The organism is Natrialbaceae archaeon AArc-T1-2 (assembly GCF_030273315.1).
GTDB lineage: Archaea > Halobacteriota > Halobacteria > Halobacteriales > Natrialbaceae > Tc-Br11-E2g1.
The window spans coordinates 475281-501795 of the sequence record NZ_CP127174.1 but is presented as its reverse complement, the minus strand read 5'-3'; the positions used below and the strand labels follow the sequence as shown (position 1 = coordinate 501795).

Here is a 26515-nt window from a genome sequence, read left to right as displayed (position 1 = left end):
ACGCGCCATAAGACGTCGAGAGCGGAACCGTCTCGACCGACACAGTGGTGGTTGGGCTCGACACGAGTGCGGTTCCGACTCCGGTCGGGAGATATGACACCATGGGTTTCGCAGTTCTACTACGGTCGACTGACTCGCTCACGGCGACCGTGAGCGACGCCGACCGCATCGATAACGGGAGCTACGGGACCTTCATTATAGACTGATACAGCGGGCTTAACAACGTTCTAAGGATCCGTACCATTGCATCAACTTTGGTCCGGCGAATCCGATAGTGGCCCCGAAGCGACGGGGACGTCGACCGGTCGTACTGCTGCAACTGTTTATTCGTGGTATAGTAAACTGGCCCGGACGAGTCAACGAACTCGAGGCGTACCCCCGCCGGTTTCGGGGCGTACCCGTACCGATCGAAGCCCGGTCACACGATCGCGTGTGACGGCCACGGAACGTATCAGCCATGACCACGATAATCAACGACGCGGACGAGCGAGACGACGATCGAGCGAGCGACCGATATGCGTTCGACGCGACGAACAGCGAAACCGCTCTCGAGCGTACCGAGGAACGGTCGACACGGGAGACGACGATCTGCGTCGTCGGGCTCGGTTACGTCGGGTTGCCGCTTGCGGTCGGTTTTGCGCAGTCGAACTACCGCGTGATCGGATACGACGTCGACGACGGGACGATCGATCGACTGCAACGCGGCGTCGATACGACGGGCGATCTCTCGGACGAGCGGGTGCAACACGATGCTATCTCGTACACCTCCGATGCGGCCGAAATCGGCGAGGCGGATTACGTCGTCATCGCCGTCCCGACGCCGATCGATGGCAACGATCGGCCTGACCTCGGCTACGTCGAGAGCGCCGCGGCGACGGTCGGCTCGAAGATGAAACCGGGAACGACGGTGATCCTCGAGTCGACGGTCTACCCGGGCTCGACTCGTGAGGTGCTCGTTCCAGCACTCGAGGAGGCGTCCGGATTCACTGCCGCCGAGGACTTTTTCGTCGGGTACTCGCCGGAACGCGCCACGCCGGGCGACCCGGATCACGGTCTCGAGGACGTCGTCAAAGTCGTCAGTGCACAGAACGAGACCGTCCTCGAGGACGTGGCGGCGCTTTATGAGTCGGTCGTCGATGCGGGCGTCTACCGTGCGCCGTCGATCGAGGTCGCCGAGGCGTGCAAGGTCGTCGAGAACGCCCAGCGCGATCTCAACATCGCGTTCGTCAACGAACTCTCGATGGCGCTCGAGCGGATGGGCGTCGACACCCAAGCCGTCCTCGAGGCCGCCGGCACGAAGTGGAACTTCCACGACTACCGGCCGGGGCTGGTCGGCGGTCACTGCATTCCGGTCGATCCGTACTTCTTTGCGTACCGCGCGGCCCAGGAGGGGTTCGAGCCGGAACTTCTGCAGACGAGCCGAACGGTAAACGAGTCGATGCCCGACCACGTCGCCGAACTGACGATCAAGGCGCTCAATCGGTGTCACAAGACGCTGCGTGAGAGTCGCGTACTGGTGCTTGGACTGTCGTACAAACCGGGCGTCGCCGACATCCGGAGCTCGAAGGTCGCCGACGTCGTCGACAGCCTCGCGGAGTACGACGTCGACGTCGCGGGCTTCGACCCCTTCGCGGACGACGACGCGGTCCGAGACGCGTTCGACATCGACGTACAGTCGACGCTCTCGTTCGAGGGATTCGACGCCATCTTGCTCGCGACGCCACACGCGGAGTTCGAGCAGCTGGATCTCGAGGCTGTCGCATCCGAACTGGAACCCGACCCCGCACTGATCGACGTGACGGGTGCACTCGAGGAGGCGTCGGCCGTCGAGGCGGGGTTTCTCTACCGGAGGGTGTGACCATGAGCGCGCACCGAGACGGCATCGGGGACGCGGAGGTGGCGTGAGATGCGAATCGTGGTTACGATTCAACATCCCGGTCACGTTCACTTCTTTCGCCACCCGATCGAGGAGCTCACGGCTCGCGGCCACGAGGTCTCCGTCTTCGCACGCGAAAACGACGTGGCGATCGACCTCCTCGAGGCCTACGACATCGATCACGAGGTGTTGGCCGGCGAATCGAATTCGCTGGTCTCGCTCGCAGCGGTGCAAGCGACCTACGAGACGCGGCTCCTGCGGCGGGTACGCCGGATCGACCCGGACGTGGTTACGGCGATCGGCGGCGTCGCCGCCTCACACGTCGGGTCGATGACACGCGCGAAGAGCCTGGTCTACTACGACACCGAACACGCGACGTTCGTTACGACACTCGCGTACCCGTTCGCGGACGTGATCTGTACGCCGGAGTGTTACCGGGACGACCTCGGGCCGAAGCAGGTGACCTATCCGGGCTATCACGAACTCGCGTACCTCCATCCCGACCGGTTCGCTCCCGATCCGGCCGTTCTCGATGCGGTCGGGCTGGGCTACGAGGACCGATACGCTGTCGTTCGGCTGAGTAGCTGGCAGGCCTCACACGACGTCGGCCACGGCGGCGTCGACGAACCGGGTGCAATCGTCGATCGGCTCGAGGACGCTGGCTTGCGGGTCTTACTCGCGGCAGAAGGAACGCTACCGCCCGAACTCGAATCCTACCAGTTCACGACGTCGCCCGATCGAATGCACGACCTGCTCGCCTACGCCGACGTCGTCCTGAGCGAAGGGGCGACGACCGCCGCGGAGGCGGCCGTCCTCGGCACGCCGGCAGTGTACGTAAACCCCCTTTCGCTCGGGTATACGGACGAGCTCGGGGGGAAGTACGGTCTGTTGTTCGGCTTCCATGGCGCGAAGCGACACGTCCGCGGACTCGAGCGGGCCGCGTCGATCGTCGAACAGCCGCGAAGCACGTGGGTACGGCGTCGCCAACGACTGCTCGAGGACCAGATCGACGTGGCGGATCTCGTCGTCCAACAGCTCGAAACGCTCGCGCGATCACATCGGACCGACCGAACGCCGCCTGTCGCCAACACGGGATAACGATGCACGTGTTACAGCTGGTCACGTCGCCACGGCCGTTTTTCGACCAGCAGGTCGCCGTACTCGAAGATCGTGGCATCGACTGTACAGTCCTCGGCGTCCCCGGCGAGCACGGGGGTGATTCGTCCCGCCCGCCGACGGCGTACGCGACGTTCTACCGGAGGGTGCTGTCGGCGATCCGATCCGGAGAGTACGACCTGGTACACGCGAACTACGGGCTCGTCGCCCCGTTCGCGATCGCCCAGCCGGTCCGGCCGGTCGTCGTGACCCTGTGGGGGACGGACCTGATGAGCGAGCGCTCCTGGCTTCGCTCGTTGAGCCGGTTCGGTGCCCGCCGGTCGGACGCCGCGATCGTCCCGAGCCCGGCGATGTCGGCCGAACTCGAGACCGAACACGAACTGATCCCGTTCGGCGTCGACACCGACCTGTTCAGGCCGATCCCGCGAGGAGAGGCCCGCGAACGCGTCGGCTGGGACACCGATCGCCCGATCGCACTCTTTCCGTACGACCGGACCCGGTCGGTCAAGGACTTCCCGCGAGCGAGACGGCTCCTCGAGCGGGCAGACGTCGACGCCGACGTCGACCTGCGGACGGTGTCAAACGTCGAGTACGAGCTAATTCCGTACTACATGAACGCGAGCGACGTCCTCCTCGTCACGTCGGAACGTGAAAGCGGCCCGATGGTCGTCAAGGAAGCGGCTGCGTGTAACCTGCCGATCGTCTCGACCGACGTCGGCTTCGTCCGGGAGACGCTCGAGGGGGTGACACGCTGTATCGTAAGCGACGACGACGACGAACTCGTCGCCGGCCTCGAGCGACTTCTCGCCGACGGGGGCCGATCCGACGGTCGGAACGTGATCGATGGGCTCGGACTCGAGTCGCTCGGGGATCGTCTCCTCGACGTCTACCGCCGGGTGCTCCAGCGAGGCGACGGTCTCGACCATCGAACGGGTGTCAGCCATGGCGTATAGGTCGCTGTCGGAGCTGCGTCCGTTGCGTCTCGATACGGTCGCGGCGATCTGTGGTCTGCTGGTCGCGGTAGTGCTCTTTCCGCTGCGATTTCTCACCTCCCAGGTCTATCTGAATACGGTTCCGATACTGCTCGGAACCGCGTGTGTGTTGTATCTCCTCGCGCTGTATCAGGACGACGGCACCCGGTCGTTGCCGACGCTTCCGGCGAGGGTGACGCTTGCACTCCCGAGTATCGTTCTGACGGGACTTGCGGTACTCGTGACGGTAACCGTGATCCAGGGGACCCGAACGCCGCTTTTCTTCGGGTTGGCGAGCGTCGTCGGGACTCTCCTGATCGGCCAGATCGTCTTCGCGGACGATCGGGAGTTCCATCCGGGGATGATGCTCGTTCAGATCGTCGTCTTCGCGTTCGTCCTCCGGTTTACCGCGCTGTATGCGACGCCGGGGTACGTCGGAATCGACATCTGGACTCACGCGGAGCTCACACACGCGATCCTGACGGAGCGATCGCTCGGTGCGATCTCCGATGACAAACACTACGCGTCGCCGTTCTATCACCTCCTGGTGGCTGCGTCGGCGCTGATTTACGACGTCCCGCTCCGACTCGCGGTGATCCTTTCGGTGGGAGTCGTGATGCCGCTTTCCGTCTTGCTCGTCTATGCAGCCACGAACTTGCTCGTCTCACAGCGGTGGGCGATCCTGGCAACGGCGTGTTATGCCGTCGCCAGCCACGTCACGATGTGGGGGATCCACCTCATCCCGACGAGTCTGGGGCTCGTCTTTTTCCTCGGGATGCTGTATGCGCTGTTGCGGGTGATGCGAATCGAGTACACGATCCGGGATTTCTCCGTGTTGCTTCTGCTGAGCGTTGCCGTCATCCTCACTCACCAGGTGTCGACGTTCATCATGCTCGTGTTGCTACTGGCGGCGTTCGTCGCACAGCTCGTGTTCGTCGTCGGCCCACTCGGACTGACGAGACTCGACACGAGCGTCTTCCGGGTGAAGAAACCGGTCAACCTCGTCGGACTCGTCGTCTTCAACGTCGGGCTGACGATCTTCGTCTGGTCGCTGACGCCGTACCGGCAGGACTCGTTTCTGGCGACGGTGCTGAGCTTTTTCACCGAGACGCTCGAGGAGTCCGCCGGCTTTCTCAACATCGCGAGTGACTCTCCATCCGACGAAGCCGATGCCGAGGCTGCACAAGCGACGCCGACACTGCTCGAACAGCTCGTCCCCTACATCGACATCCTCGGCTTTCTGTTCTTGCTCGGGGCGACGTTCGTCGGCTGTCTGTACGTCGTCCACAGGCGTCGTGCCGAACAGTCGGTGTTTACGCTCTTGTTGGCGACGGCGTTCATGCTCGTGTTCGTACTCGGGCTGCCGATGTTCGGGATTCACAACTTCATCCCGACGCGGTGGTTCGCGTTCCTCTACGCGCCGATGGCGATCCTCGGTGCGATCGGGCTCCGAACGCTTAGCGGGAAACTCACACCTGCGATCGTCGTCGCCGTCCTGGTGGTGTTCGTGCTCGTCTACCCGGGTGCGATGATCTTTGCCGCCGAGAGCAACGCCGACAACCCGGTCTTTTCGGATCAACACGAACGACTGGCGTACGACGAATCCGAACTCGCAGCAGCCGAATCGATCGCCGAGCTGACCGGGTCGCCGAGCGGGAGCGAGATCCGTCCCGATCAGCGGCTGTACACCGACCATCCCTACCATACGTTGATCACCAGAACCGGCGCGTACCCGTCGACGACGACGGCGACGGTCCCCGACGATGGCGTTGCAGAGCACGACTACGTGGTTTATCGATCGACGCAGTCGACCGATGCGGTCTACTTCGTCGACGACGACGGGAACGGCCGGACCGAACAGATCTCGCAAGAGCGGCTCTGTCGGCCCGATCAGGCGACCGTCTACACGAACGGGGACGTGACGATGTGTACACCCTCGCCGGCGACCACGTGATTCATCGGCTGGTCGCGCTCACTCTCTGTCTCCGGTCCCCACTCACCTTCTCACAGGTGAATATTTTGAAGGCAGACGTCGTACTGGTAGCCAGTGCACTCGAACGCGAGACGTGTGGACTCGATCGACGACGGTCACCGCCCGAGGTGTGGTTTTCGAACCGCCATCGTCGATCCCGATCGTGAAGGACGCGACTCGAGCAGCGATCGACGGCTCGAGTCTTCCCACGGGGCTCTCGAGCGATGAACGTTCTGGTGATCCTGCCGCTGGTGTTCGTCATGATCGGGGGACCACAGATCCTTAGCGCCATCTTTCTGGCCACGAGCGAGGACTGGCGGCGAAATTCGGCCGCGTTCGTCTTCGGTGCCTCCCTCTCGATCAGTCTCGTCGTCACGCTCGCGTATTTTTTCGGCGGCGGCGTCACCCGACAGACCGGGTCGAATCGGCCGCTCCATCTGTTCGTGCTCGTCTTTCTTCTCGCCGCGATGGCACACACCTATCTGAAACGCGAACAGTCGGAACCGCCCGCGTGGATGGGGAAACTGGAGACTGCGAGTCCGCGGTTTTCGTTTCGGCTCGGATTCCTGCTGATGGGATTTTTCCCGACCGACGTCCTCACGTCGATCACCGTCGGGACCTACCTCGCGAGCCACGGCGACCCGCTGTGGTACGCTATCGGCTTCGTCTTGCTGACGCTTCTTTTCCTCTCCCTTCCGTCGCTCGCCTTGCTTACGATCGGCGACCGTGCGGAAACGTTGCTGCCGGCGGTCCGAACCTGGATGAACACGCATTCGTGGATCGTAAGTGAGGTCGTGCTCCTGGTGTTCGTCGGGATCACGATCAACAATCTCGTCGCGTGAGAACGAGGACGTCACACGGACACGTCGTATTCGCCCGGTCCGTTCGAGCGGACTCGAGCGACCGAGTCGGCCGTCGGCTCCGGTCGGTGATGCGTCCTGGCGCGTAGACGGCCGGAACGCGTCGTGGCGATTTCAGGCCGTATACAGAACGTCTTCCGACCGGATGTACCAGATGATCACCGAAAACGCAGTGACCATACTGAACAGTATCGCCCATCCAACCATACCCCACGTGTTATCGGTACTCATACTTGTTTCTTACTCACATTCGCCGGCCGTGAAACGCCGGGACGAACGGTGAAAACGGGCGTCCGAACGACAACCTATAACCGCCGGATTAGCAAACCGACCAACGGGTCGGATAGCTCGATGAGTGAAATCGCACTCGCCGCCGACTTCGCGATCATCGTCGTCGTAGCCACGATTATCGGGTTGATCGCCCGTCAAACCGGACAGCCGACGATCATCGCGTACATCCTCACGGGGATCATCCTCGGACCGGTCGCGCTCGATATCGTGACCGAAGAGGGGCTGGTCGAGTTGATGGCCGATCTCGGCTTCGCGTTCCTGCTCTTCCTGTTGGGCCTGAAGATGCGGTTCGAGGACATTCGCGAGATCCTCCCCGCGGTGACGAACGTCGCCATCGGGCAAACCGTCCTCCAGACGGCACTGGCGTTCCTGGTAGCGTGGACGCTCGGATTCGGGACCACCGAGATTCTCGTCATCTCGCTTGCTACCGTCTTCGGCGCGACCCCGATCATCGTCAAAATTCTCACTGATAAAGATGAGATTACCAGTCTTCCGGGGAAGATCGACGTCGGTGTCCTCATCGTTCAGGACATCTACCTCGTGGTCGTCCTCGCACTGTTCGCCGCCGACGAACTCGGCGGCGCGGCCGATGTCGCCTCGACGCTCGGCGTCATCCTCGTGATGATGTCCTTTATCGCCCTCTTCTCGCTGTTTTCGTCCCAATACATCCTCCCCGGACTCTTCCGGCGCATCGCGGACAACAAGGACGTATTCCTCATCGTCGCTATCGCCTGGGCGTTTCTGTTCGTCGCCATCGCCGAAGGCGCCGACCTCGATCCGAAAGTTGGCGCGTTTCTGGCGGGGCTTAGCATCGCACAACTGCCCTACAGCAAGGAACTCGAGGACCGAATCACGCCGATCACGGACTTTTTCATCCTCGTGTTCTTCGCCACCATTGGCCTCCAGATCGACGGACTCTCGAGCCTGCTGGCCTACTGGTGGCAGGCGATCGTCGCGTCGGTCGTTCTGATGGTCGGCAACTTCTGGATCATGTTCTATCTCATCGACCGCGAGGGGTTCGGCGTCGAAACCTCCTTCCTCGGTTCGATCAACATGGTCCAGGTCAGCGAGTTCTCGCTGATCGTCGGTGCGCTCGCGATCGATCAAGGCCTTATCGGGCCGGACGTGCTCGGCTACCTGAGCCTGATGGCGCTGTTGACGATGGGGATCTCGACCTACATCATCGCGTACAACCACACGATCTACGAACGGCTCGAGCCCTGGTTCCGGCGGTTCGAGTCCGACGAGGGGAAAGACGCCGAGATCAGTACCTACGAGGATCACGCCATCGCAATCGGGTACGACGAGATCACCGAGCGCGCCCTGCCGCGTCTCGAAGCGGAGTTCGGTGACGTGGTCATCATCGACCGACGAACGGATCACATCGAGGAACTCGAGCAAGAGGGGCGATACGACTACGTCTTCGGCGACTTCCGCCACACCGAAGTTCGCAAAGAGGCGAACCTCAAAGGCGCCGACTTCGTGTTGAGCTCGAGCGTCGAACGGGAGGTCAACGAGGCGTTGCTCGCGGAGGTCGACGACGAGGCGACGGTGTTCGTCGAGGCGGAGCGAATCGGCGACGCCCGCGCGCTGTACGACCGCAGCGCGACCTACGTCATCATGAGTACCCACCTGGCCGCCGAGAAGGTAAGCGAGTACGTCGAACTGTACGTCACAGACCGAGCGGCGTTCGAGGACGCCGTCGCCCGCGACGTCGACGCGATTGAGGCGCGGCGGCGACGTGAAAGACGCCGGTTCGGGGAAGACGAGGCCCCTTCGAGCGCCGGCGTCGACGCTGATCCGACCGATTCGGCCGATCTCGACGCCGACCCCGATCCCGACGCGCTCGAAGATCGACGCTCCGGAGGTGAGTTCCGTGACTGAAGCGCTCGTCGTCACCCTGGCCATCGTCTTCGTGACCGCGGGACTACTGTCGCTGATCGCCAACCAGTTCGGTCTCTCCCCCATCCCATTTTACATCATCGCCGGACTGATCGCGGGCAGGTTCGAGGCGGTTACACAGGAGGAGATCATCGTCCTCGCCCAGTGGGGGATCGCCTTCCTCGTGTTCGTCTTCGCCATCCGGATCGACTTCGGCGACCTCGAGTCAGTCCTTCGCGACGCGGAGATCGCGGCGTTCACACAACTGATCGTCGTCGCGCCGCTCGCGTTCGCCGCTGGCTACGCCTTCGGCGACGTCTTGGGGTTCGACCACCAGGTTCGCAACGCCGTCTACTTCAGCGCGACCGTCGTGTTGAGTTCCTCGCTGGTCGGCGGCGTCGTGCTCGGTTCGGAGATCCGGGAGAACCTCGTCCACGGCCGCCTGGCGTCGTCGGTGCACTTCTTCGACGACCTCGTCGCGATCGCGTTGTTGTTGATCCTGAGTACCGAGGTCGTCACGGCCGACGCGGTCGCGGCACAGATCGGGTACGGCGTCCTGTTCGTCGTCGCCGGCCTGCTCATCTACCGGCACGGGTTTCGGCTGCTGGTACGGCTGGCCGACGGCGACGGCGAACTCGTGCTCGTGGGGTGCATCTCGATCCTGATTGCCTTCCTCGCTGCCGCGGAGTACGTCGGCCTCTCGATCGTCGTCGGTGCCTTCGCCGCCGGTGTCGCCATCCGAAGCGACGGTACGCAGGCACTGGAGGTCCAGAACGGGATCGACTCGATCACGGACTTCTTCGTCGCCATCTTCTTCGTCACCGTCGGGGCGCTGGTCGCGATCCCCTCGGCCGAGGTCCTGCTCATCTCGCTCGCGCTCGCGGCGCTCGTGCTCGTCCTGAACCCGCTCGTGCACATCCTCTCGTTCGTCTACGAGGGGTACGACGCCCGGACCGCGTTCCTCGCCGGCTCGAGTCTGAACCAGGTCAGCGAGTTCGCGTTGATCATCGCGATCCAGGCCTTGTTGATGGGGACGATCGCACCGATGCTGTTCGATGCGATCATCCTCGCCGCCGCGGCGACGATGCTGTTGACGTTTCTCGGTCGACGGATCGAGGACGCCGTCTACGAGACCGTCGTCGCCAGACTCTTCCGTGGCCAGCGGACCCGGAAGGTAGACGAGCGAAGCAGCGTCGACGACCTCGAGGACCACGTCGTCGTGGTCGGCTACGGTCGGATCGGCCGCCGCATCGTCGAGACACTCGAGGAACTCGGCCGATCCTACGTCGTCCTCGAGAACGATCCGGTGCTGTGGGACGAACTCGACGCGGAGTGTCGTAACTACGTCCTCGGTGACGCGCTAGCCGAGTATCCGTGGATGAAAGCGCAGGTAGCGGACGCGGCGTTAGTCTGCTCGACCGTGGACCACCGTCCGGTGTCGGAGGCGGCCCTCGAACTCGAGACCAACGCCGATATCCTGTTGCGATCCGAATCCGCCGAGGTAGCGAGCGAACTGCTCGAGTCCGGCGCGACCCACGTCGCCGTGCCGAACGTCCTCGCGGGCGAACAACTGCTCGTGACCGTCGACGCTCTCGCCGCCGAGAAAACGGACCCGTCGACACTCGAGCGTGAGCACCGGAACTATTTCCAGGCGCTCGAACGGTACGGGTTCGCGACGCGGGACGAACGCGTCTGAGACGCGCCGTGAGTCTCGCCGACAGGGATAAAATCACACGGGTCCGCCGAAGTACTCGTGTACGACGAGCACGAGCGCGAGGCCAACAGTGAACAACACGCCGGCGACGGCAGCCGAGACGTCGATCGCCTCCGCGAGTCCGAGTGCTGCGACGACGAGCAGCCCGACACCGACGGCGTAGACGACGAGGTTCCGAAGGATCCGTATCGCGGCGGCGGACTCGAACACGGGTTGCGGTTCGCGCGGATCGACGAAAGGCTTGACGATCGTTCGGCAGTCGATTCTCGATCGAACCGCCCGTCGACGACCGGACGACGGTCGTTCATCATCTCGTCACGGGCGCGTTTGTACTATCAGGATGCCCCACTCTTGGCCGTTCCTCAAGCACCGCCATCCGTTCCTCGCGGAGTTCTTCCGGCGTTAGATCGCCCTCGAGCAGCTCTTGAACGTACTGGGTCAGTCGCTGTCCGGCGAGCAGCTCCGGAACGGTGACGTACAGTGCACCCTCCTCGAGCAGGTCGAGCGCCGTCTCCTCGTCACTGGCACGAAGCGTGACGTCGGCGTCGAACTCGAACGACAGGATGCGCCTGGATACGGGGTCGGAGTCGACAGTTGAGACGGCGATCCGGGCCGTCTCGACGTTCGCTTTCTCCCAGGTGTACCGCTCCATCGCGTCGCCGAAGACGAACGCGTCACACTCCGAGACGACCTCGTCTCGGCGGACTGGATCGTTCTCGATGACGACGTACGGCTGATCGAGATCCTCACAGGCCTCGACTAGTTGCCGTCCCTGCCGACCGTAACCCACAACGATGACGTGATCGCTGGTGTTCTGGGGAACGTCGCTCCACTCGTCGATTTTCCGGTGCGTTCCATCGAGCACTCCGTGAGTTGCCAGCACCCGGTAGATTTTCTCGTTGTAGCTACCGGTGATAGTCGAGGTCACCATCGTCACGGCGGCGGCGAGAATGATCGCGTCGAACAGCGACGGCGATAACACGCCGAGCAATGCCGCTTCGATCGCGATGATTAACGAGAACTCGCTGACCTGATCGGTGTTCAGACTCGTCAGCGTCGCCGTGCGTGTCTCGTATCCCTGGTAGATCAGGATGCCCGTCGTGATCGCCGGCTTCACGACAGCAGTCAGGAGGACGATACCGCCGGTGAGAAGCAGTTTTTCGACGGACTCGTTCCACCCGATCTCGACGAACGGCAGGACGACGAGCGCGCCGATCGTCACGAAGAAGATCGCGACGAAGAAGTCCCTGACCGACTCGAGGCCGTTGAACAGTCCGAGGTACTCGACGGGATCGTGACGGACTGCAAGTCCGGCGGCGAAGGCGCCGACAACGATCGAGACGCCAGCGAACTCGGCCGCACCGACGAACACCACAAGCAGCGAGATAACGCTGACGATCATGAGTTCGTCGGAATCTCCCGCGAACTCTCCGATGACGTCGAACAGGTATCGATTGACGAGGACGGCGGCGACGACCAACCCGAGACCGTACGCTACGAGCGGTGCGACCTGACCGAGAGCGAGCGTTTCCGCTGCCAGCACGAGTATCAGCACGATAGCCAGCAGGTCCTGGCCCAGGTGAATCGCCTCGGCCAGCCGTCCGCGAACGAGATCCCGTCTGATCTCCGTCTGGAACAGTGACGTTCCGACGATTGTCGACGAGAGGGCTGCGGCGATGCCGAGATAAATCGCCTCCTCAACCGGAACACCGAAGACGAGTCCGAACCCGACGCCCAGTGAGCCGACCACGAGAATTTGGCCGAGCGCAACGACCTCGCTGTCGAGAAAAACCGTCCGAACGCCGGAAAACTGGACGCTGACCCCGAAGGAGAATACGAGCAACGCGATGCCGTACTGTGCGAGTTCGAGCGTGAGTTCTTCGTCGATGAACGGACCGGCGACGACGCCTGCGAGGATGAGAAGCGGGACCGTCGGCAGCTGGAACCGGTTGGCAACCAGCAGAAAGGGGCCTGCGACGATGAAGACGATCGCCACCGTCGTGAGCAGATCAGTCATCGAGACCACCTCGGAGTCGTTCGTACGTGTCGGGGAATGGCGCTTGACTCTGCAACAGCTCGACGTCGTCTTCGATAGCCCGCTCGAGCGCGACGTCCTCGTGGAGGTACGCCTCGAGGTAGTCGGCCAATCGATCGCCAGCGAGCTGTGGACTCATGACGACACAGTGGGCACCTCTGTCGTATAGTTCACGTGCGTGCTCGACGCGTTCTGCCTCGACGAAGACGGTCGCCTCCTCGCTCACCTCTCTGAGCAACGCCTTGTTCACCGCCGGCTCGACCGACGACGAGAGGGCGAACGCCGCCTTCTTGACGGCCGCGTCCTTCCGGATCGTCGCGTTGCGGAAGTCGCCGTAGATGGCGTCGTAGCCCTCCGCCTCGAGCGTCTCGACGTGATCGACCGTCCGGTCGATGACGACGACGTCCTCGAAATGTTCCGCAAGCAGCGGCACGACGTTTCGGGTCACCTCGTCGTAGCCGATGACGATCGCGTGGTCGCGATACTCGCGTCTGCCCTCCTCGAACTCGTCGTCGGTGTCCCACCGCGAGAGCGAAGGCTCGAGACGGTCGTAGAGCTGGTGGTTGTACTCGATGAAGTACACCGACGCGCTCATCGTAAACAGCGCAAGCAGGGTGACGAAGCCGAGCACCTCCGGCTCGACGAAGTTACCCTCGACGGCGACAGCCGTGACGATGATCCCGAACTCGCTGATCTGCATCATGTTGACACTCCCGAGAAACGTCGTCTCGAGGCTGAACTCCTGCCAGTCGATCAGGTAGAAGAAGATGACGAACTTGACGGGCATCAACACCAGCGCGGCGACGATCGCCTCCTGGGTGTACGCAAAGAGCTGCTCGGGTGCAAGATCCAGCGCGACCGTGACGAAAAACACCATGACGAACAGGTCGGTCAGCGGGTTGACCCGGTCTTGCAGCTCCTTGCTGTATGGCAACTGTGCGATGGCGAGTCCAGCCAGGAACGCCCCCATCTCGATCGACATGTACGCCTCGACCCCAAGCGGCGCGAGAAAGAGGTTGATATTGTCGGAGACGAACACGAACACGAACGCCCACGAGATGGCGATGAGGAAGAAGACTTCCTTGTTGTCGGCGATGCGGCGGAACACGACCGGTAACACGAACCGTGACGCGGCGATGGCCGCGGCGGTGATGATCGTGACGAGGACGAGGACGACGACGAGCGTCGTCGCGATCTCGGCTGCGTCGTCCGGGCGGCCAGCTGCGAGCACCGCGAGCAGAATAACGACGACGATGTCCTGGACGAGCAACACGCCGACGTCGATCTTGCCGTGCAGCGAGGTCGCCTCGTCCTTGTCGGTGAGCATCTTGATGACGACCGCCGTCGAGCTGTACATGACCGCCAGACCGATCAACACCGATTCCCAGACGCCAAACCCAAGCGCCAGCGACACGCCGATACCCGCGAGTGCGACCGCGATCATCTGGGGAATCGAAATCTTGACGATCGGTGCGAGGATGTGCTGGACGTCCTCGAGTCGCATCTTGATACCGAGCAAAAACAGCAAGAACGCAAGCCCCAGCTCCGACAGCGTTTCCGTGAGATCCGTGACCTCGATGAGTCCGAGGGCGGCCGGACCCAGCAGGACTCCCGTCACGATGTAGGCGATGACCGTCGGCTGGCCCGTCCGCTTCGCCAGAAATCCGACGAGCGTTGCACTCACGAGGATAATAGCGAGATCGACCGTGAGTGCCACCTCGGAGACCATTATATGCGGACGAACTGATTGGGGTAAATTAACGGTGTCGAAAGCTACTGCGGGCCGGCTGGTCGTCGGTGCTCGAGCACGGGCGCGTCGCTACGGCGACCTCGATCACCGACGACGCCAGCGGCTACGGAATCGTCTGCGGCGGCGTGATGAGATACGTCAGGATCACGAAGATCAACAACAACACGCCGAGGACGATGTGTGCCCACCGGTTCAACGTCCGGGCCGTTCCGGTCGGTCCGTATCCGTGACGGTTCCCGAGGATGACGAATCCCGTTATCGTGGCGACGACCGCGAGCACGAGCGTTATCAACCCGAGTTCGTAGTGACCGAGCATGTTCCGGAGTCAGATGTCATCTCAATTGACAATAAGCTATGGCCGGACGTATCGAACGACACGTCTCGTCAGAACTGCCCGTTCCGACCGAGAGACCGACTCGCCACCTCGAGGACGTCCGTCGCCCGTTTTACCGCTGCGCCACGTGCGACGACGACGGTCGTCGACGGACCGTCAGACCGCACGGACAACCCGGCGTCGGCGTCGTCGACTCCCTCGTCTCCGATCGCGTCGGCGTCGACCGCGAGCTCGAGACGGACCCGATCGGGGTGGACGAACGTCCGTCCGATCCGGTCACCGTCGCGGTAGACGTCGTACGCACGCGCTCCGTCGTCCGTCGGTTCGACGTCCCGATCGGCGTTTTCGACCGCGAATCGAGCGAGTTCGCCGTCTTCGCGACCGTCGACTTCCGAGGCGAGCAGTTCGGCGATTCGTCGACCGTCCGTCACCCGATCCTCGACCATACGTCACCTCGAGGCGCGTGCGGCTAACAGTCTTCGATTCGAGGGTGCGATCTACTCTTCCTCTCTCGCCTCGAGCAGCGCCGACTTCGCTACGGGGACGAGCTCGGAGACGTCGACGCCTTGCCGGCGGGCGTAGACCACCGCCGCGACCTCGATCGTGATCTCGAGATCGTTCTGGAGGGCGTTGATCGCGCCGACGGCTTCGTGTTTTTCCAGTCCCTCCGCGACGAGGGCCTCGAGGACCCGTTCGAACGCCGACCGCTCGCGAAGCACGTCTTCGTCGGGAACGAACTCCTCGGGAACGGTTACGTCCGCGGGGTCGAACGTCGCCACGAGGTCGTCGCCGTCACGCTCTAACAGCCCCTCCTGGGTGGCGACGTCGACCAGCCGCTTTGCTTGATCGGGCGAGAACCAGTCCCGGTCGAGCGAGAGAGCGACGACGAACTCGTTCTCTCGGATCCGACGGGTTCCGTTCTGGACGAAGGGAGCGGCGGCCGCGACGCGAAGACTCATCGGCGTCGACTCCTCGAGGCGGGCGGATAACGGTACCGGTAGCGACTCAATCGGAGGCGCGGCTGCCGTTGCGGTCGGCTCGCGACGGCGGCGGAAACTCCGTCGGGGATGGATCCGGCTCCGGCGGGTCGGGAAGAACACACCGATCGGGCTCGCAGTTGACGTGGGCGTACCGATCCGGGGCGTTCGCGAGCGGATGGGCAGGGTTCTGATCGCTGGCGATGCGTGCCGCACGGACCTCGCCGAATCCGGTGAGACGGGCCCGGATGCCACGCCAGTGGTTAGCACTCGCGGGTGGTACCGAAAACGGACGAGGTGGGTTCCGGTCCGGACGGTCAGTGGCGAGCACGGCGTTGTTGACGTCGCTTGCGAGATCGTCGTGGTCGACGAGGACGCCGATCCGCGCGTCGGGCGGGGCGCGGGCGGCGAGGACGTCGAGCCCGAGATGTAACGCCCGGTACTCGGCGACGTTGTTGTTCGGCGGTGTATCGGTCGTCGCGACGCGTGCGACGCGGGTACCGTCGCGCGTTTCGATTACGGCGCCGAGTCCGCCACCGGCCTCCCGGAACGACCCGTCAGTGGCGACGTAAAAGTCACGATGATGGGTCCGAGGAGGATGGGCAATGTGCGGCGTCGGCGACTCGTCGAACAGATCCCGCAGTGCGGGGCGGCCGTGAGCGGCCATAGTGGCCGCTATGTACCACGATGACTTAACTCTTACAGGCTAAGTCACCGATTCCGTCACCGGTCATCTCGAACGGCAACACCGGGTGCCAGCACTCTGTGTTAGTCGTCGGCCGGCACCCAAGACGACGTTCGATCGAATCGTTTTCTGTGCGTGATCTCGTGGCCGCAGTCAGGGCAGTCGTAAACGTATCCGTCCACGACGTCACGAACGATCCAGTCACCCGACGGTGCGCTCGAGTGGCCACACTGCTGGCAGAACAGGGTCGCCTTCCGATCCGGCGGGCGGTCGTGATGGTCGACGTAAGACGTCATTACTCGACGCTCGGGGCCGTGGGCGTATAAGCACGTTGCCGACTCGAGTCGAGAGACGAGACTGTCCGTATACTACTGGCCGCCGGTCAATCATCATCCGATTGCGTCTCGCGTGCGACCGGTGTGTGGACCGGTTTGTCCGGTAGTCTGATTCAAACGCTAGTCACGGAGACGGCATCAACTCGTCACGATGTCGTCCTCGTAGCTCGCGAACGCCTCGAGCACGTCGGTGCGCTCTCGGTCGTCGACGTCGAACTCGAGGAGCGCTTCCTCGAGGAGTTCGGCGATTGCATCGAAGTGTTTTTGGCGGATCTCCAGGTCATCGTGTGCCGATTCCATGTCTTCCCCGCTGTATTCGACGGGCCCGCCGGCAACGGCGCTTAGAAACTGCGTTTGGTGTGCCCGCTGCTTTTGCATGTCCGTGTCTTCGAAAAAGTGTGCAACGCGATCGTCCTCGAGGACGCGCTCGTAGAACGCGTCGACGACCGCTGCAATCGAGTCTTCGCCTCCAAGACGCTCGTAGAGTGGTTCTTGACTCATCCCGGTGGAATGTTTCGGTATCGTCCCTTGGAACTTCCGCCGAACATGTTTATCACGCCATGTGATAGCATAGCTATTCCGTACGTGTTTCAGCGTTTAGGGGACAGATCGTCGTATTCGGATGGCCGTCAACGCGATCGAAATGTTACCTACCGACAGTGCCGACGACGACCCCCACGACGAATCCAACGCCAGCGGTGATCATACTGATCGTAGCGAATGCGAGAGTAATACTCCAAAGCGGCGCGTCTCCGCCACCGACCCCTGGAGCGCCGACGGTTGAACCGACGACCGCAACGACCACGAAGAACGCGGCCGGAATCAGACCAACCACTAAACACGTTACTGCGCCACATCGTAGATAGGCGCCGACGGCGGCGGCTGCTCCGGGCGCATAAAAGAGGATCACTGGAAGCCCGACGTCGTAGAAAAACCGTCTAACGGGATGATCGGTTCCGAGACCGTTCGTCGCTACCGTTGTGATCAGTGTGATCAGAACGAGTACCGCAAACCCGCCGATTACCTCGACTCGAGGGGCTGTAGGGCTCCCCCAGATGATTTCGCGCCCGGTTGCGGCCATAGCAGAGAGTGACACCCCTGAGTGTCAAAAAGGGTCGGAAACCGCTGTCTCGGTCGGTTCATCGAAACGTCGACAAAAGCGGCAGTCCGTGAGTGCAGGGGACACCCTTGGAGGCCACTCGGTCGTTACGGCTGCAACAGCGCGTGCTCTAGTATCGGCCAGTATATCGTCCATGCAAAACAAATACTGAGCACTGCAGCCGCCATCATCACGAGCCCGTAGCCGAATACGTCACGTATACTGACGTACCCGGCGTTGTACGCGAGCAGTGCTGGCGGCATGTGGATCGGGAGAAGCGCAGTGGACCCGACCGTTATGACGACAGAGAGTGAGAGATAGAGGACGTTCACGTCGTACAGCTGGCCGAAGCTGATGATCATCGGCATGAGAACGATGAGAGACGTAGACGCGTTTGGAAACAGCAACCGAACGATGACGACGATCGCTATCAACAACGCTACGACCCCAACTGAACCAACTGCGTCGAACGGGAACGCCATCGAAATTCCGTCGATCAGCCACTCGAACGCTCCGGTCTCTTCTAACACTTCGATCAGAGAGAGCATCGCACCGATGAGAAAGAGGATACCCCAGCTAATTTCGGCAAAGTCCTCGACTGTAAGTACCTGAACGTAAGGGGCCGACAGTGCTGCCACGGCGAGAATCGCCGGGAGGACCGTTGGAAGTCCAACGAACGATCCGACAGCCCACAGAAGCAACGTCACTCCCATTACGATCGCGACGATACGTTGATCCCTGTTCAGTTGACTCTGACTGGTATCACGGTGATTCGTATCGGGTAGCTGTGAGGCGTTCGTTCGTGGCGGATGAAGCTTCGTGATCGCGGCGAATCCGAGTCCGAACACGATGAGCGTCGGTGGAATCATGTAGAGTGCCCACTCAGTCCACGTAATCGGATAGCCGGCGGTATCGATGAGCTGGGAACCGATGATCGAGATCCCACCGCCGGTCATCAGCATGATGGACATCATCGGGTTCAGCTGCCCGAGTACGAGAAAGGAAGCGGTGGTAAACTCGGCGTCTCGGCCGAGTCCGTATCTCTCGCCGACCTTCTCTATAACGGGGGTAAACGACACGATCCGCGCCAGCCCTGACGGTACCACGAACGCCATCACGAGCAGATACTTCCCCAGTTGATGAAGCGACGTCTGTGGGGTAGTCGACGTTTCTAGGAGCCGTTGGGCCACGTGCGCATCGAGGTCGACTTTAGAGATCGAGTGTCCAAGCAGCAGGATTGTGAAAAAGAAAAAGAACAGCGTCGATGCGAACCCGATGGTGGCTGCCTGAAACGACTCCGTGACGCCGAATGCATACAACAGTCCGACCACGAGGAGACTCGTCGCCACGAGCGGGATAGCTTTGCTCTGCCAGAGCACTAACCCGAATCCGAATACGCCGAGTGTAATCAGTGCCTCACGAGAGAGATCCGCTGGCGGTGGGAAGACAAGCCCACACACGAGGAATGCAACTGCAACAACGATTGAAAGTTTTTGTAGACGTGACGTAGTGTACCGCGCCGAAAAATCGTCGTCCATGAGTTGTTGTATCCCCCTCTCGCTTGGGTGGGCACTTCTCTGTTGTGACCACGGCACCGATATCCGAAATCGCAATACTACGACTGTTTTCCCAGTCACCTGTGACGTCACCTCCTCGAGGACGGCACGGCGAGACCGTCCACTGTGGAGAGTTCCGGAGACTGTCGGCCGGGTCCGCTGTAAACGCCAGTTCGGGATGCGACGATACCGAACCAGGGTTCGACGAACGATCGATTTCGAGAAACGCGAGCGGCCGGCCGTCCGGACCGTCAGAAAACCACGTCCCAGCGGTGCTCGCAGTTTTCACATTCGTACGTTCGCTTCACTCCCGGATTTCGTATCTCACGTTCTACTATCTTTCCCGCCTCCTCCAGACACTCGGGACACGGTATCGTCACAGTTTGAAACACGAGCCGATGCGACATATCACATCTTCCTAACCACTTTGATCGTTCTCGGTCGTTCGTGTCGGTTGTCGTCCCCAGATGAGCCGGTATACCGTCGGACAGATGCTTTGATACACTATCACCGGGAACGTCCGCCGGTGAATGTATCAGCCGTTCTGTCCGGCGGTATAGCGCGTAGACGACCTCGAGTCGACCACTCGTTTCGATTCGGCTCCGCGATGAGAGACCGAACGCGCACTCGACACCGTCGAACGATCAGTCCGAAACGACGCGTACCGAACTTCCCAGATACTTCGTCAGCGCTTCCTCGACGGTGTCGGCGTTGAACGTCTCGAGTGAGTCCCCGATCGCTGTCTCGAGTTCCGCCAGGTACTTCTCGCCCGTCTGTAACTCGCTGAACGAGACCGACGTGACCGACACGCCGAGGACGTCTTCTGCCACGCGCCGAAAGTGATCCGGATCCTCGAGTTCGCCGCGCCAGAGCGTGTTCCTGAAGAACAGCCAGCCGTCCTCACCCGGCGGGGCTGCCGTTCGGTACATCGTCGTCTGGAATCGATCGGGTACGACCGAAACCTCGTCGACGGTCGGCTCGAGTCGACATTCGATGCGAAACACGTACCGGGCCGCGTCCGCCGGTAATTCGCGTTCGATCGTGGACATAGACGTTGGCGTCTCTCACCGGCGTCGGGCTTAACTCTGTCCGGGACCCGTCGGCCGGCCCGTTCGATCAATCTTTCACCTCGAGAAACGAGAGTCGCCAGTTTGCCGGCTCCGTGAGCGGACGCCGTGAGAGCGAGGTCGCCTCGTCCTGCCAGAGCGGTCGGACTGCCATGTACGTCGGCGTTCGCAGACGCGAGAGAAGCGCGGTTTCGAAGCTGACGAACCCGAACCGCGAGAGGAGTTCGCGCGGAAGCGTCCGCCCCGCCGTCGACAGGACGGCGGCGTCTACGTTGTCGGTAACGACCGCCGCGAGCAGCGTCTCGAACGCCTCGTGTCCGTCTTGCATCGGAAGTGCGTCTACGATGTCTACCATTCGCCCGTCTACGGTGCGGGTGACGATGCTCGCGACGGGCCGGTCGTCGTGGCGCGCAACGTAGGCGGTGTGGTCGTGACCGGGCGCGTCGAGTAGCCACCGGTACAACCGCTTCTCGCGGTGGGTGTGTAACTCCCGTGGGACGTGAGATTCGTATATGGACTCGAGGACGTCGGCGGGAACCGAGGAGTGACGCGTCACCTCGAACCAGTCCGAGGGCGTCGACAGCCGATCACGGACGCCGAGGTAGGCCCGTGCGAGGCCGTCAGCCGCTCGATCGAGCGGGAGCATCGTGCCGTCGGACGGGAGCAGTTCACCGGGGCGTTGTACTCGATGGAACGTCGAGACGACGTCGACTTCGTGCCAGCCGAGTTTCTCCTGTGCAGCGAGCGATGCGGCGTTCGGAAAGTTGAAGAAAAAGGCCGGCTCTCCGTCGGTGTAATAGTCGATTGCCGCTTCCGTAATCCGAGTGTACAGCCCCTGTCGTCGGTGGTCGGGATGGACCACGGCGTCGACGGGCTTGAGCGCACGAACGACCTGCGTTCCCCAGCGGATCGGACACGGGAGATAGCCCTGGACGGCGACGACGTCGCCCTCTCGTTCCGCGAGCGTGATCGGTACGTGTGCGAGATACGGATCCTCGCGGTACTTCCAGTCGAACCAGTCGGCACTCGGGCGCTCGTCCCACTGCGTCTCGAGTAACGACAGGACCCCGTCCCGATCGCCAGGTTCGAATCGCCTGACGGTGTACTCGGCCGAGTCGGACGCTGTTTCGAGCGACATCTGTCCGAGGGTCAGTACCGATACCCTTCGTTATGGGTCTGAATTGACACAATAGTACGAGGTTACGAGAGGGGCCCCCGAGGTCACAGCGCGAGATCGATGCGGCGTCACGAGGAGGCAAGAACCCGTCGCTCCGTCCGTTCTTTGAGGGCTTCGTTCATCGTTCGAAAGCCGCGTTCGATCCGATCCGCGTCGAGCAACAGCGGAACGAGCGCACCGCGGAACGTCTCGCGCTGGAGCAACCGGGTCCGGCCGTCGTCGATCGGTTCGAGGTGAAACTCGTGGTAGCCGTCGAACACGAACGGCACCAGCGGTCGACCGAGCCAGGCGAGTCGGCGGTTTTTCTCGGCGATAACGATAGTCGGCCGGAACGTCACTCCGAGAGAATCGGGTGGTTCGATCCGCACCCGGAGCCGTTCACCCTCGATCGGGATCCCGTCGATCTCGCGTATGAAGGGGTTCCACTCGGGATAGGCGTCGAACTCGAGCAAGACCTCCCAGACGACCTCCGGCGGCGCATCGATCTCCGTGAAGACCTCGACGTGGTACATGTGAAGACGTCACGCGCTCGAGCGATAACCCGCTGTCGCTGCCTAGGGCGAGCGAGTACGACACGCGTTTCGTCGGTCGGTCAGCAGTCGCTCGAGTCCGAGCCGGCGAGTCGATCCTCGAGTACGTCTCGGAGTATCGTCCGGTGACATCGTTTCTTCTCGGTGTTCTCGTCGCAGACGAGCGCGAGCGATTCGCCGTCGACGAGCGTCGTCTCCGGCTCGAGGGCGACCAGGTCGTGCTGGATGGCATCGACGTCGGTGTCCGCGAGCGCGCCCCGTGTCATACTCGGCCTTTGGCCGCCCCGCATTTATATACGCCGCCGGATCGAACCCGGCGGTCGAATGCCAGCCGATAGCGAAGATCCGAACGCCGACGTCCAGTACCACCTCGAGGTCGCGCCCGGCGACGTCGCCGACGCCGTCTTGCTGCCGGGAAACCCCGAACGCGTCGAGAAGGTGCTCGCGTGCTGGGACGACGGCGAGGTCCGGGCTCACCACCGCGAGTACCGGACGGCGACGGGAACGTACGAGGGAACGCCGATCTCGGTCACTTCGACGGGGATCGGCAGCCCCTCCGCAGCGATCGCCGTCGAGGAGCTCGCCCGCGTCGGCGCTGACACGCTCGTACGGGTCGGCTCCTGTGGCGCGATCCAGCCCGAAATGGCCGTCGGCGATCTCGTGATCACGACGGGGGCGCTCCGCCAGGAAGGAACAAGCGACGAGTACGTCCGTGAGGACTACCCCGCCGTCGCCGACAGCGAGGTCGTCAGCGCACTCGTCGCCGCGGCCGAACGGCTCGGGTACGACTATCACACCGGGATCACGATGAGCGCCGACTCCTTCTACGCCGGCCAGGGCCGACCCGGCGTCGACGGCTTCGAGGCCGCCGGCTCGGAGCGACTGCTCGAGGAGCTGAAAGAAGCGAACGTCGCGAACGTCGAGATGGAAGCGAGTGCCATCCTCACGCTCGCGAACCTCTATGGGCTCCGTGCGGGCGCGGTCTGTACCGTCTACGCCGACCGCGACTCGGGGGAGTTCCGCACCGAAGGTGCGTATCGCGCCGCCGAGACCGCCTCGCTCGCGGTCCACCTGCTCGCACGAATGGACGAGATCAAACGCGAGGCCGGCGTCGACCGGTGGCACGCCGGACTCTCGCTGTAGGGTAGCGACGGCTCGCGGAGCCGACTGGCGACGAACGTGGGTCGTCCCTACTCGACGGGTTTGTCGAACTCGAGGCTGTCGCCGCGGCGGTACCGGTCGAGTCGGCGGTAGCCCTCGACGACGCCGTCCTCGTCGAGGTCGATCTCGTACCGGCCGACGATGTCCTGGGTGTCCGGCACGGCGCGGCGTTCGACCACCTCGACGACTGCCCGCCAGCCGTCCTCGACGGCGGTGACCTCGCTGACGCCGTCGAACTCGCGACCGATGAGCTGGCCGGCTGTCGACTTGACCGTTTGGCGGATCGACAACACCGCCTCGATCCGGTCGTCGTCGACGTCGACGTCGCTCGCGTCGACGGCGTCGGGGTCAGTCGTCTCCGCGTCTGCACTCGTCTCGTCGGCCGGTTCCGATTCCTCCTGTTGTGGCTGTTCGGTTTCGGTGTCGCTCACTGTTGGATCACTTTCGTCGTGTTGATGGCAGAAGCCGTCCTCCTGGGCCGGTAGCGAACAGCGCTCGCCGTCCGCGGTGAGGGCCATGCATCGATCGTCGGCTCCGGTTTCGGTGTCGCTCGTATCTGCGTCTGCCATCGTCAGAGTGTGCGTTCGATCGTTTCCCGGAGGTCGGCTAGGTCGCCGTTCCCCGCGACCTTGGGCGCGAGGACGTCCGTGAAGACGTCCACGAGCGGTTCGTCCTCGGTCCCGTCGTCCTCACCGCCGAAAACCGCGAGTCCGTTCGCCGCCGTGATTGCCGCTCGCGTTCCGACGACGACGTCTACCTCCTCGCGCAGTCGTCGCGTACTCGAGACGACGCGGTCGACGTCCTCGTCCGACAGACCGACGTGTGCCGAGACAATCTCGCGTTCGGTCTCGGAACCGTAGTACTCGAGACCGACGCCGACGAACCGATCGAGCAACGCGTCCTGCTGGTCGTGGACGCCTGCGTACTCGGCCGTGTTCGACGTGACGAGCACGCGAAATTCGGGATGGACGTCGATCGACCGGTCTGCACCGCGCTTGCCGGGTCGCTCGAGGACGCCTTCCTCGAGCACCGAGAGCAAGACGTTGTGTGCCGCCGGCGGGCTCCGGGAGAACTCGTTGTAGACGAGCGTCGCTCCCTCGCGGACGGCGACCGACAGCGGGTTGTCGACCCACCGCTGTCGGACGATCTCGGTGTGTTTGTGGACGCCGCTTACGAACCGGTCGTCCTCCTCGTAGCGTTCCCCGCCGGCGTAGTCGCCGACCAGCGCGGCGGTGTCGACCGACTCGTCGCCGTCGACCCGGACGACTGGTCGGCCGCGTTCGGCGGCGGCGGACAGCGCGAGCGCCGTCTTCCCGCTGCCGGTCGGCCCGATCAGGTGAACCGGCTGGTCGGCCGCGAGCCAGCCAGTTATTCGACGGCGGATCGCCGCGACCTCGTCGGTGGCGACGAACGGATCGGGTTCGACGTCGTCGGGATCGGTGAGGGGGGCGTCCCCGTTCTCGGCGCGGCTCCCGCCACCATCGTTACCCCGCGTTCCGATCCGTTTCGCGGTCTTTTTCGCGCGTCGATTTCCTTTCGCCTGGCGGTCGGTCCTGATCTTCGTTCCGCGGACCTTCCGTTCGCGCGAGGACGATCGGTCGGCCACGACCGCGATCACTCCGTCGCGGACTTCGGTGACGATTCGGGCCGGGTCTCGACCTCGAGTTCCTCGAGTTCGTCGAGGTCGCCTTCGGCAGTCGCCTGTTCGATCTTGGCGATCTCTTCGGCGTAGTGGAGGAACGTGTCAACCGACGCGACCACGACGCGGGCTTCGACGGTGAGCAGCTCGATCCCCACGACCGAGATGCGTGCCCAGACGTCGATGACGACACCCTTGTCGAGGATGCGGTCGAGGACTTCCGCGAGACTCGAGGAATCCGGTCGGCGCTGTGGTTGTGCCATACGGTTTGGCGTGAGCCACGAATGCGTATCACGGTTCAGGCTGCTGGTGCAAGCCCGACGGGAAAAATCAGCTACGGCGGTTCTGTAGCCCTTCCAGGGCGGCCGAACGGGTGTTGTATCCGATCCCGATCGCATCGCAGTTCGGACACTCCCACCAGTACTCCCCTCTGACCCCACGGATCGAAGCGACAGCCTCGCAGTCGGGACAGCGCTTTCGCCGACGGGACTCCCGTACTCGCTCGAGTATATCGACAACGGTCCTGTCCTCGCGCATTACAACGTGTGCTGACGACTGCACTCGCATATGCTTTCTTATTCGAGACCGCTACCGACCGCCGGCCATCGCCACGGAACTGGCTGCTAGCGCGTCGGAGCCGTCTCGGATAAATCGTGTGTAGACACGCCCGGATACCGGCTGGACTGCCGGACTGGCCGTCGAAAACCGGGACGATGATCCATAGAACGGGCAACGGTGCCCGGAACGCTGCTGGTGCAAGCACCACGATAAGGGGCGAGTCTCTCGTACGACGGACGAGACTCGGACTGCTAGCGATCCGGTCTTCCGGCAGCGCCAGTCCCGATCGACTATGAGGTGATTACAGTGACCAACCGATACGTCTACGGCGTCGTCACGACCGACGACGCCCTCGAGTTTGAGACCGACGCCGTCGCGGGTGGGGAGACGGTGTACCCGATCCAACATCGCCGTCTCGCCGCGCTCGTCTCCGACGTCGAAACGACAGAGCCCGAACGGACCGACGAAGACGCGCGTCGTCACGACGAGGTGTTGCGCGAGATCATGGAAGCCGACGGGGGACGGACCGTCGTTCCGATGCGATTTGGCATGGTCTTCGAGAGCGACCGCGCCCTGAAAAACGTCCTGCGCGGCGGGCGGCCGGCGTTCAAGCGAGCCATGCGCGACGTCGAGGGGGCGGTCGAACTCGGGCTGAAGGTCGTCCGCGACGAAGACGCCCGAGTCGAACGCGAGTCGATCGTCGACCGCCTCGGGGACGAACTCGAGCCGATCGCCGACGAGTCGGTCGAGAACGGTCTGTTCAGCGATCGACTCGTCACGAACCGCTCGTATCTCGTCCCCCGCGAGGAGCGCGACGCCTTCGATCGGGCCGTCGCAGACCTCGAGGAGTCACACGACGACCTGCAGTTTCGGTACACGGGACCGTTCGCACCGTACAGCTTCGTCGACATCCAGATCGGAGCCGAGTGAC

At 62.9% G+C, this 26515-nt stretch carries 28 protein-coding genes; 9 read left to right on the top strand and 19 right to left on the bottom strand.

Features of this window, described 5'->3' with window-relative positions:
- Positions 1–457 precede the first annotated feature (457 nt).
- The 7 genes from QQ977_RS02475 (at position 458) to QQ977_RS02445 (ending at position 10663) form a co-directional block, all read left to right on the top strand.
- A complete protein-coding gene (locus tag QQ977_RS02475) occupies positions 458–1858 on the top strand; it encodes a nucleotide sugar dehydrogenase (protein ID WP_285927338.1) in 1401 nt (466 codons plus the stop codon).
- Between the two features lie 48 nt (positions 1859–1906).
- Positions 1907–2974 carry a DUF354 domain-containing protein gene (locus QQ977_RS02470; protein WP_285927336.1) on the top strand — a complete coding sequence of 356 codons (1068 nt, stop codon included), beginning with the start codon at positions 1907–1909 and terminating at the stop codon, positions 2972–2974.
- A gap of 2 nt (positions 2975–2976) precedes the next feature.
- A complete protein-coding gene (locus QQ977_RS02465; protein ID WP_285927335.1) occupies positions 2977–3945 on the top strand; it encodes a glycosyltransferase in 969 nt (322 codons plus the stop codon).
- Positions 3935–5917, top strand: coding sequence for a hypothetical protein (locus tag QQ977_RS02460; RefSeq protein ID WP_285927334.1), 1983 nt, complete (start codon positions 3935–3937; stop codon positions 5915–5917). The genes QQ977_RS02465 and QQ977_RS02460 overlap by 11 nt, the downstream gene beginning before the upstream one ends.
- A gap of 242 nt (positions 5918–6159) precedes the next feature.
- Complete coding sequence (locus QQ977_RS02455; protein ID WP_285927333.1) at positions 6160–6777, top strand: GAP family protein; 618 nt, start codon at positions 6160–6162, stop codon at positions 6775–6777.
- Positions 6778–7146: 369 nt separating this feature from the next.
- Positions 7147–8970, top strand: a complete 1824-nt coding sequence (locus QQ977_RS02450) for a cation:proton antiporter (protein WP_285927332.1) — start codon at positions 7147–7149, stop codon at positions 8968–8970.
- Entirely contained in the window at positions 8963–10663 is a 1701-nt protein-coding gene (locus QQ977_RS02445) for a cation:proton antiporter (protein ID WP_285927331.1), read from the top strand. The genes QQ977_RS02450 and QQ977_RS02445 overlap by 8 nt, the downstream gene beginning before the upstream one ends.
- Before the next feature lie 33 nt (positions 10664–10696).
- Here QQ977_RS02445 and QQ977_RS02440 read toward each other — a convergent pair whose 3' ends face one another.
- The 15 genes from QQ977_RS02440 to QQ977_RS02370 form a co-directional block, all read right to left on the bottom strand.
- On the bottom strand, positions 10697–10891 hold the full coding sequence (locus QQ977_RS02440) for a hypothetical protein (protein ID WP_285927330.1): 195 nt from the start codon (positions 10889–10891) through the stop codon (positions 10697–10699).
- Between the two features lie 97 nt (positions 10892–10988).
- Positions 10989–12698, bottom strand: a complete 1710-nt coding sequence (locus QQ977_RS02435) for a cation:proton antiporter (RefSeq protein WP_285927328.1) — start codon at positions 12696–12698, stop codon at positions 10989–10991.
- Positions 12691–14445: a cation:proton antiporter gene (locus QQ977_RS02430; RefSeq protein ID WP_285927327.1), complete on the bottom strand. Its 1755-nt coding sequence runs from the start codon at positions 14443–14445 to the stop codon at positions 12691–12693. Before QQ977_RS02430 ends, QQ977_RS02435 begins: the two co-directional genes overlap by 8 nt.
- Positions 14446–14569: 124 nt before the next feature.
- The gene (locus QQ977_RS02425; protein WP_285927326.1) at positions 14570–14782 is read right to left on the bottom strand and encodes a hypothetical protein; all 213 of its coding nucleotides are present in this window, start codon (positions 14780–14782) and stop codon (positions 14570–14572) included.
- 68 nt (positions 14783–14850) lie between these two features.
- Positions 14851–15246, bottom strand: coding sequence for a hypothetical protein (locus tag QQ977_RS02420; RefSeq protein WP_285927325.1), 396 nt, complete (start codon positions 15244–15246; stop codon positions 14851–14853).
- Between the two features lie 51 nt (positions 15247–15297).
- On the bottom strand, positions 15298–15759 hold the full coding sequence (locus QQ977_RS02415) for a DUF2240 family protein (protein ID WP_285927324.1): 462 nt from the start codon (positions 15757–15759) through the stop codon (positions 15298–15300).
- Between the two features lie 46 nt (positions 15760–15805).
- Positions 15806–16444 carry a ribonuclease H gene (locus tag QQ977_RS02410; RefSeq protein ID WP_285927323.1) on the bottom strand — a complete coding sequence of 213 codons (639 nt, stop codon included), beginning with the start codon at positions 16442–16444 and terminating at the stop codon, positions 15806–15808.
- 101 nt (positions 16445–16545) lie between these two features.
- Positions 16546–16758: a hypothetical protein gene (locus tag QQ977_RS02405; protein WP_285927322.1), complete on the bottom strand. Its 213-nt coding sequence runs from the start codon at positions 16756–16758 to the stop codon at positions 16546–16548.
- Between the two features lie 177 nt (positions 16759–16935).
- The gene (locus QQ977_RS02400) at positions 16936–17298 is read right to left on the bottom strand and encodes a group I truncated hemoglobin (protein WP_285927321.1); all 363 of its coding nucleotides are present in this window, start codon (positions 17296–17298) and stop codon (positions 16936–16938) included.
- Positions 17299–17443: 145 nt separating this feature from the next.
- Positions 17444–17878, bottom strand: coding sequence for a hypothetical protein (locus QQ977_RS02395; protein WP_285927320.1), 435 nt, complete (start codon positions 17876–17878; stop codon positions 17444–17446).
- Between the two features lie 125 nt (positions 17879–18003).
- Positions 18004–19434 carry an SLC13 family permease gene (locus QQ977_RS02390; protein WP_285927319.1) on the bottom strand — a complete coding sequence of 477 codons (1431 nt, stop codon included), beginning with the start codon at positions 19432–19434 and terminating at the stop codon, positions 18004–18006.
- A gap of 662 nt (positions 19435–20096) precedes the next feature.
- The gene (gene lwrS, locus QQ977_RS02385; protein WP_285927318.1) at positions 20097–20501 is read right to left on the bottom strand and encodes an LWR-salt protein; all 405 of its coding nucleotides are present in this window, start codon (positions 20499–20501) and stop codon (positions 20097–20099) included.
- Positions 20502–20568: 67 nt separating this feature from the next.
- On the bottom strand, positions 20569–21657 hold the full coding sequence (locus QQ977_RS02380) for a GNAT family N-acetyltransferase (protein WP_285927317.1): 1089 nt from the start codon (positions 21655–21657) through the stop codon (positions 20569–20571).
- A gap of 107 nt (positions 21658–21764) precedes the next feature.
- Positions 21765–22208: an SRPBCC domain-containing protein gene (locus tag QQ977_RS02375; RefSeq protein WP_285927316.1), complete on the bottom strand. Its 444-nt coding sequence runs from the start codon at positions 22206–22208 to the stop codon at positions 21765–21767.
- 80 nt (positions 22209–22288) lie between these two features.
- Entirely contained in the window at positions 22289–22492 is a 204-nt protein-coding gene (locus QQ977_RS02370) for a hypothetical protein (protein ID WP_285928762.1), read from the bottom strand.
- Positions 22493–22550: 58 nt separating this feature from the next.
- Here QQ977_RS02370 and QQ977_RS02365 point away from each other — a divergent pair, with 58 nt between their 5' ends.
- Complete coding sequence (locus QQ977_RS02365) at positions 22551–23369, top strand: nucleoside phosphorylase (protein WP_285927315.1); 819 nt, start codon at positions 22551–22553, stop codon at positions 23367–23369.
- 47 nt (positions 23370–23416) lie between these two features.
- Here QQ977_RS02365 and gvpO read toward each other — a convergent pair whose 3' ends face one another.
- The 4 genes from gvpO to QQ977_RS02345 all read right to left on the bottom strand — a co-directional run bounded on the left by gvpO (position 23417) and on the right by QQ977_RS02345 (position 25563).
- Positions 23417–23956, bottom strand: coding sequence for a gas vesicle protein GvpO, halophile-type (gene gvpO, locus QQ977_RS02360; RefSeq protein ID WP_285927314.1), 540 nt, complete (start codon positions 23954–23956; stop codon positions 23417–23419).
- 2 nt (positions 23957–23958) lie between these two features.
- The gene (gene gvpN, locus QQ977_RS02355; protein WP_285927313.1) at positions 23959–24993 is read right to left on the bottom strand and encodes a gas vesicle protein GvpN; all 1035 of its coding nucleotides are present in this window, start codon (positions 24991–24993) and stop codon (positions 23959–23961) included.
- 8 nt (positions 24994–25001) lie between these two features.
- Positions 25002–25289, bottom strand: a complete 288-nt coding sequence (gene gvpA / locus QQ977_RS02350) for a gas vesicle protein GvpA (protein ID WP_285927312.1) — start codon at positions 25287–25289, stop codon at positions 25002–25004.
- Positions 25290–25356: 67 nt separating this feature from the next.
- The gene (locus QQ977_RS02345) at positions 25357–25563 is read right to left on the bottom strand and encodes a hypothetical protein (RefSeq protein ID WP_285927311.1); all 207 of its coding nucleotides are present in this window, start codon (positions 25561–25563) and stop codon (positions 25357–25359) included.
- A 327-nt stretch (positions 25564–25890) separates the two neighbouring features.
- On the opposite strand from QQ977_RS02345, the gene QQ977_RS02340 reads away from it, so the two are divergent.
- Positions 25891–26514: a GvpL/GvpF family gas vesicle protein gene (locus QQ977_RS02340; protein ID WP_285927310.1), complete on the top strand. Its 624-nt coding sequence runs from the start codon at positions 25891–25893 to the stop codon at positions 26512–26514.
- Position 26515: the final 1 nt, after the last annotated feature.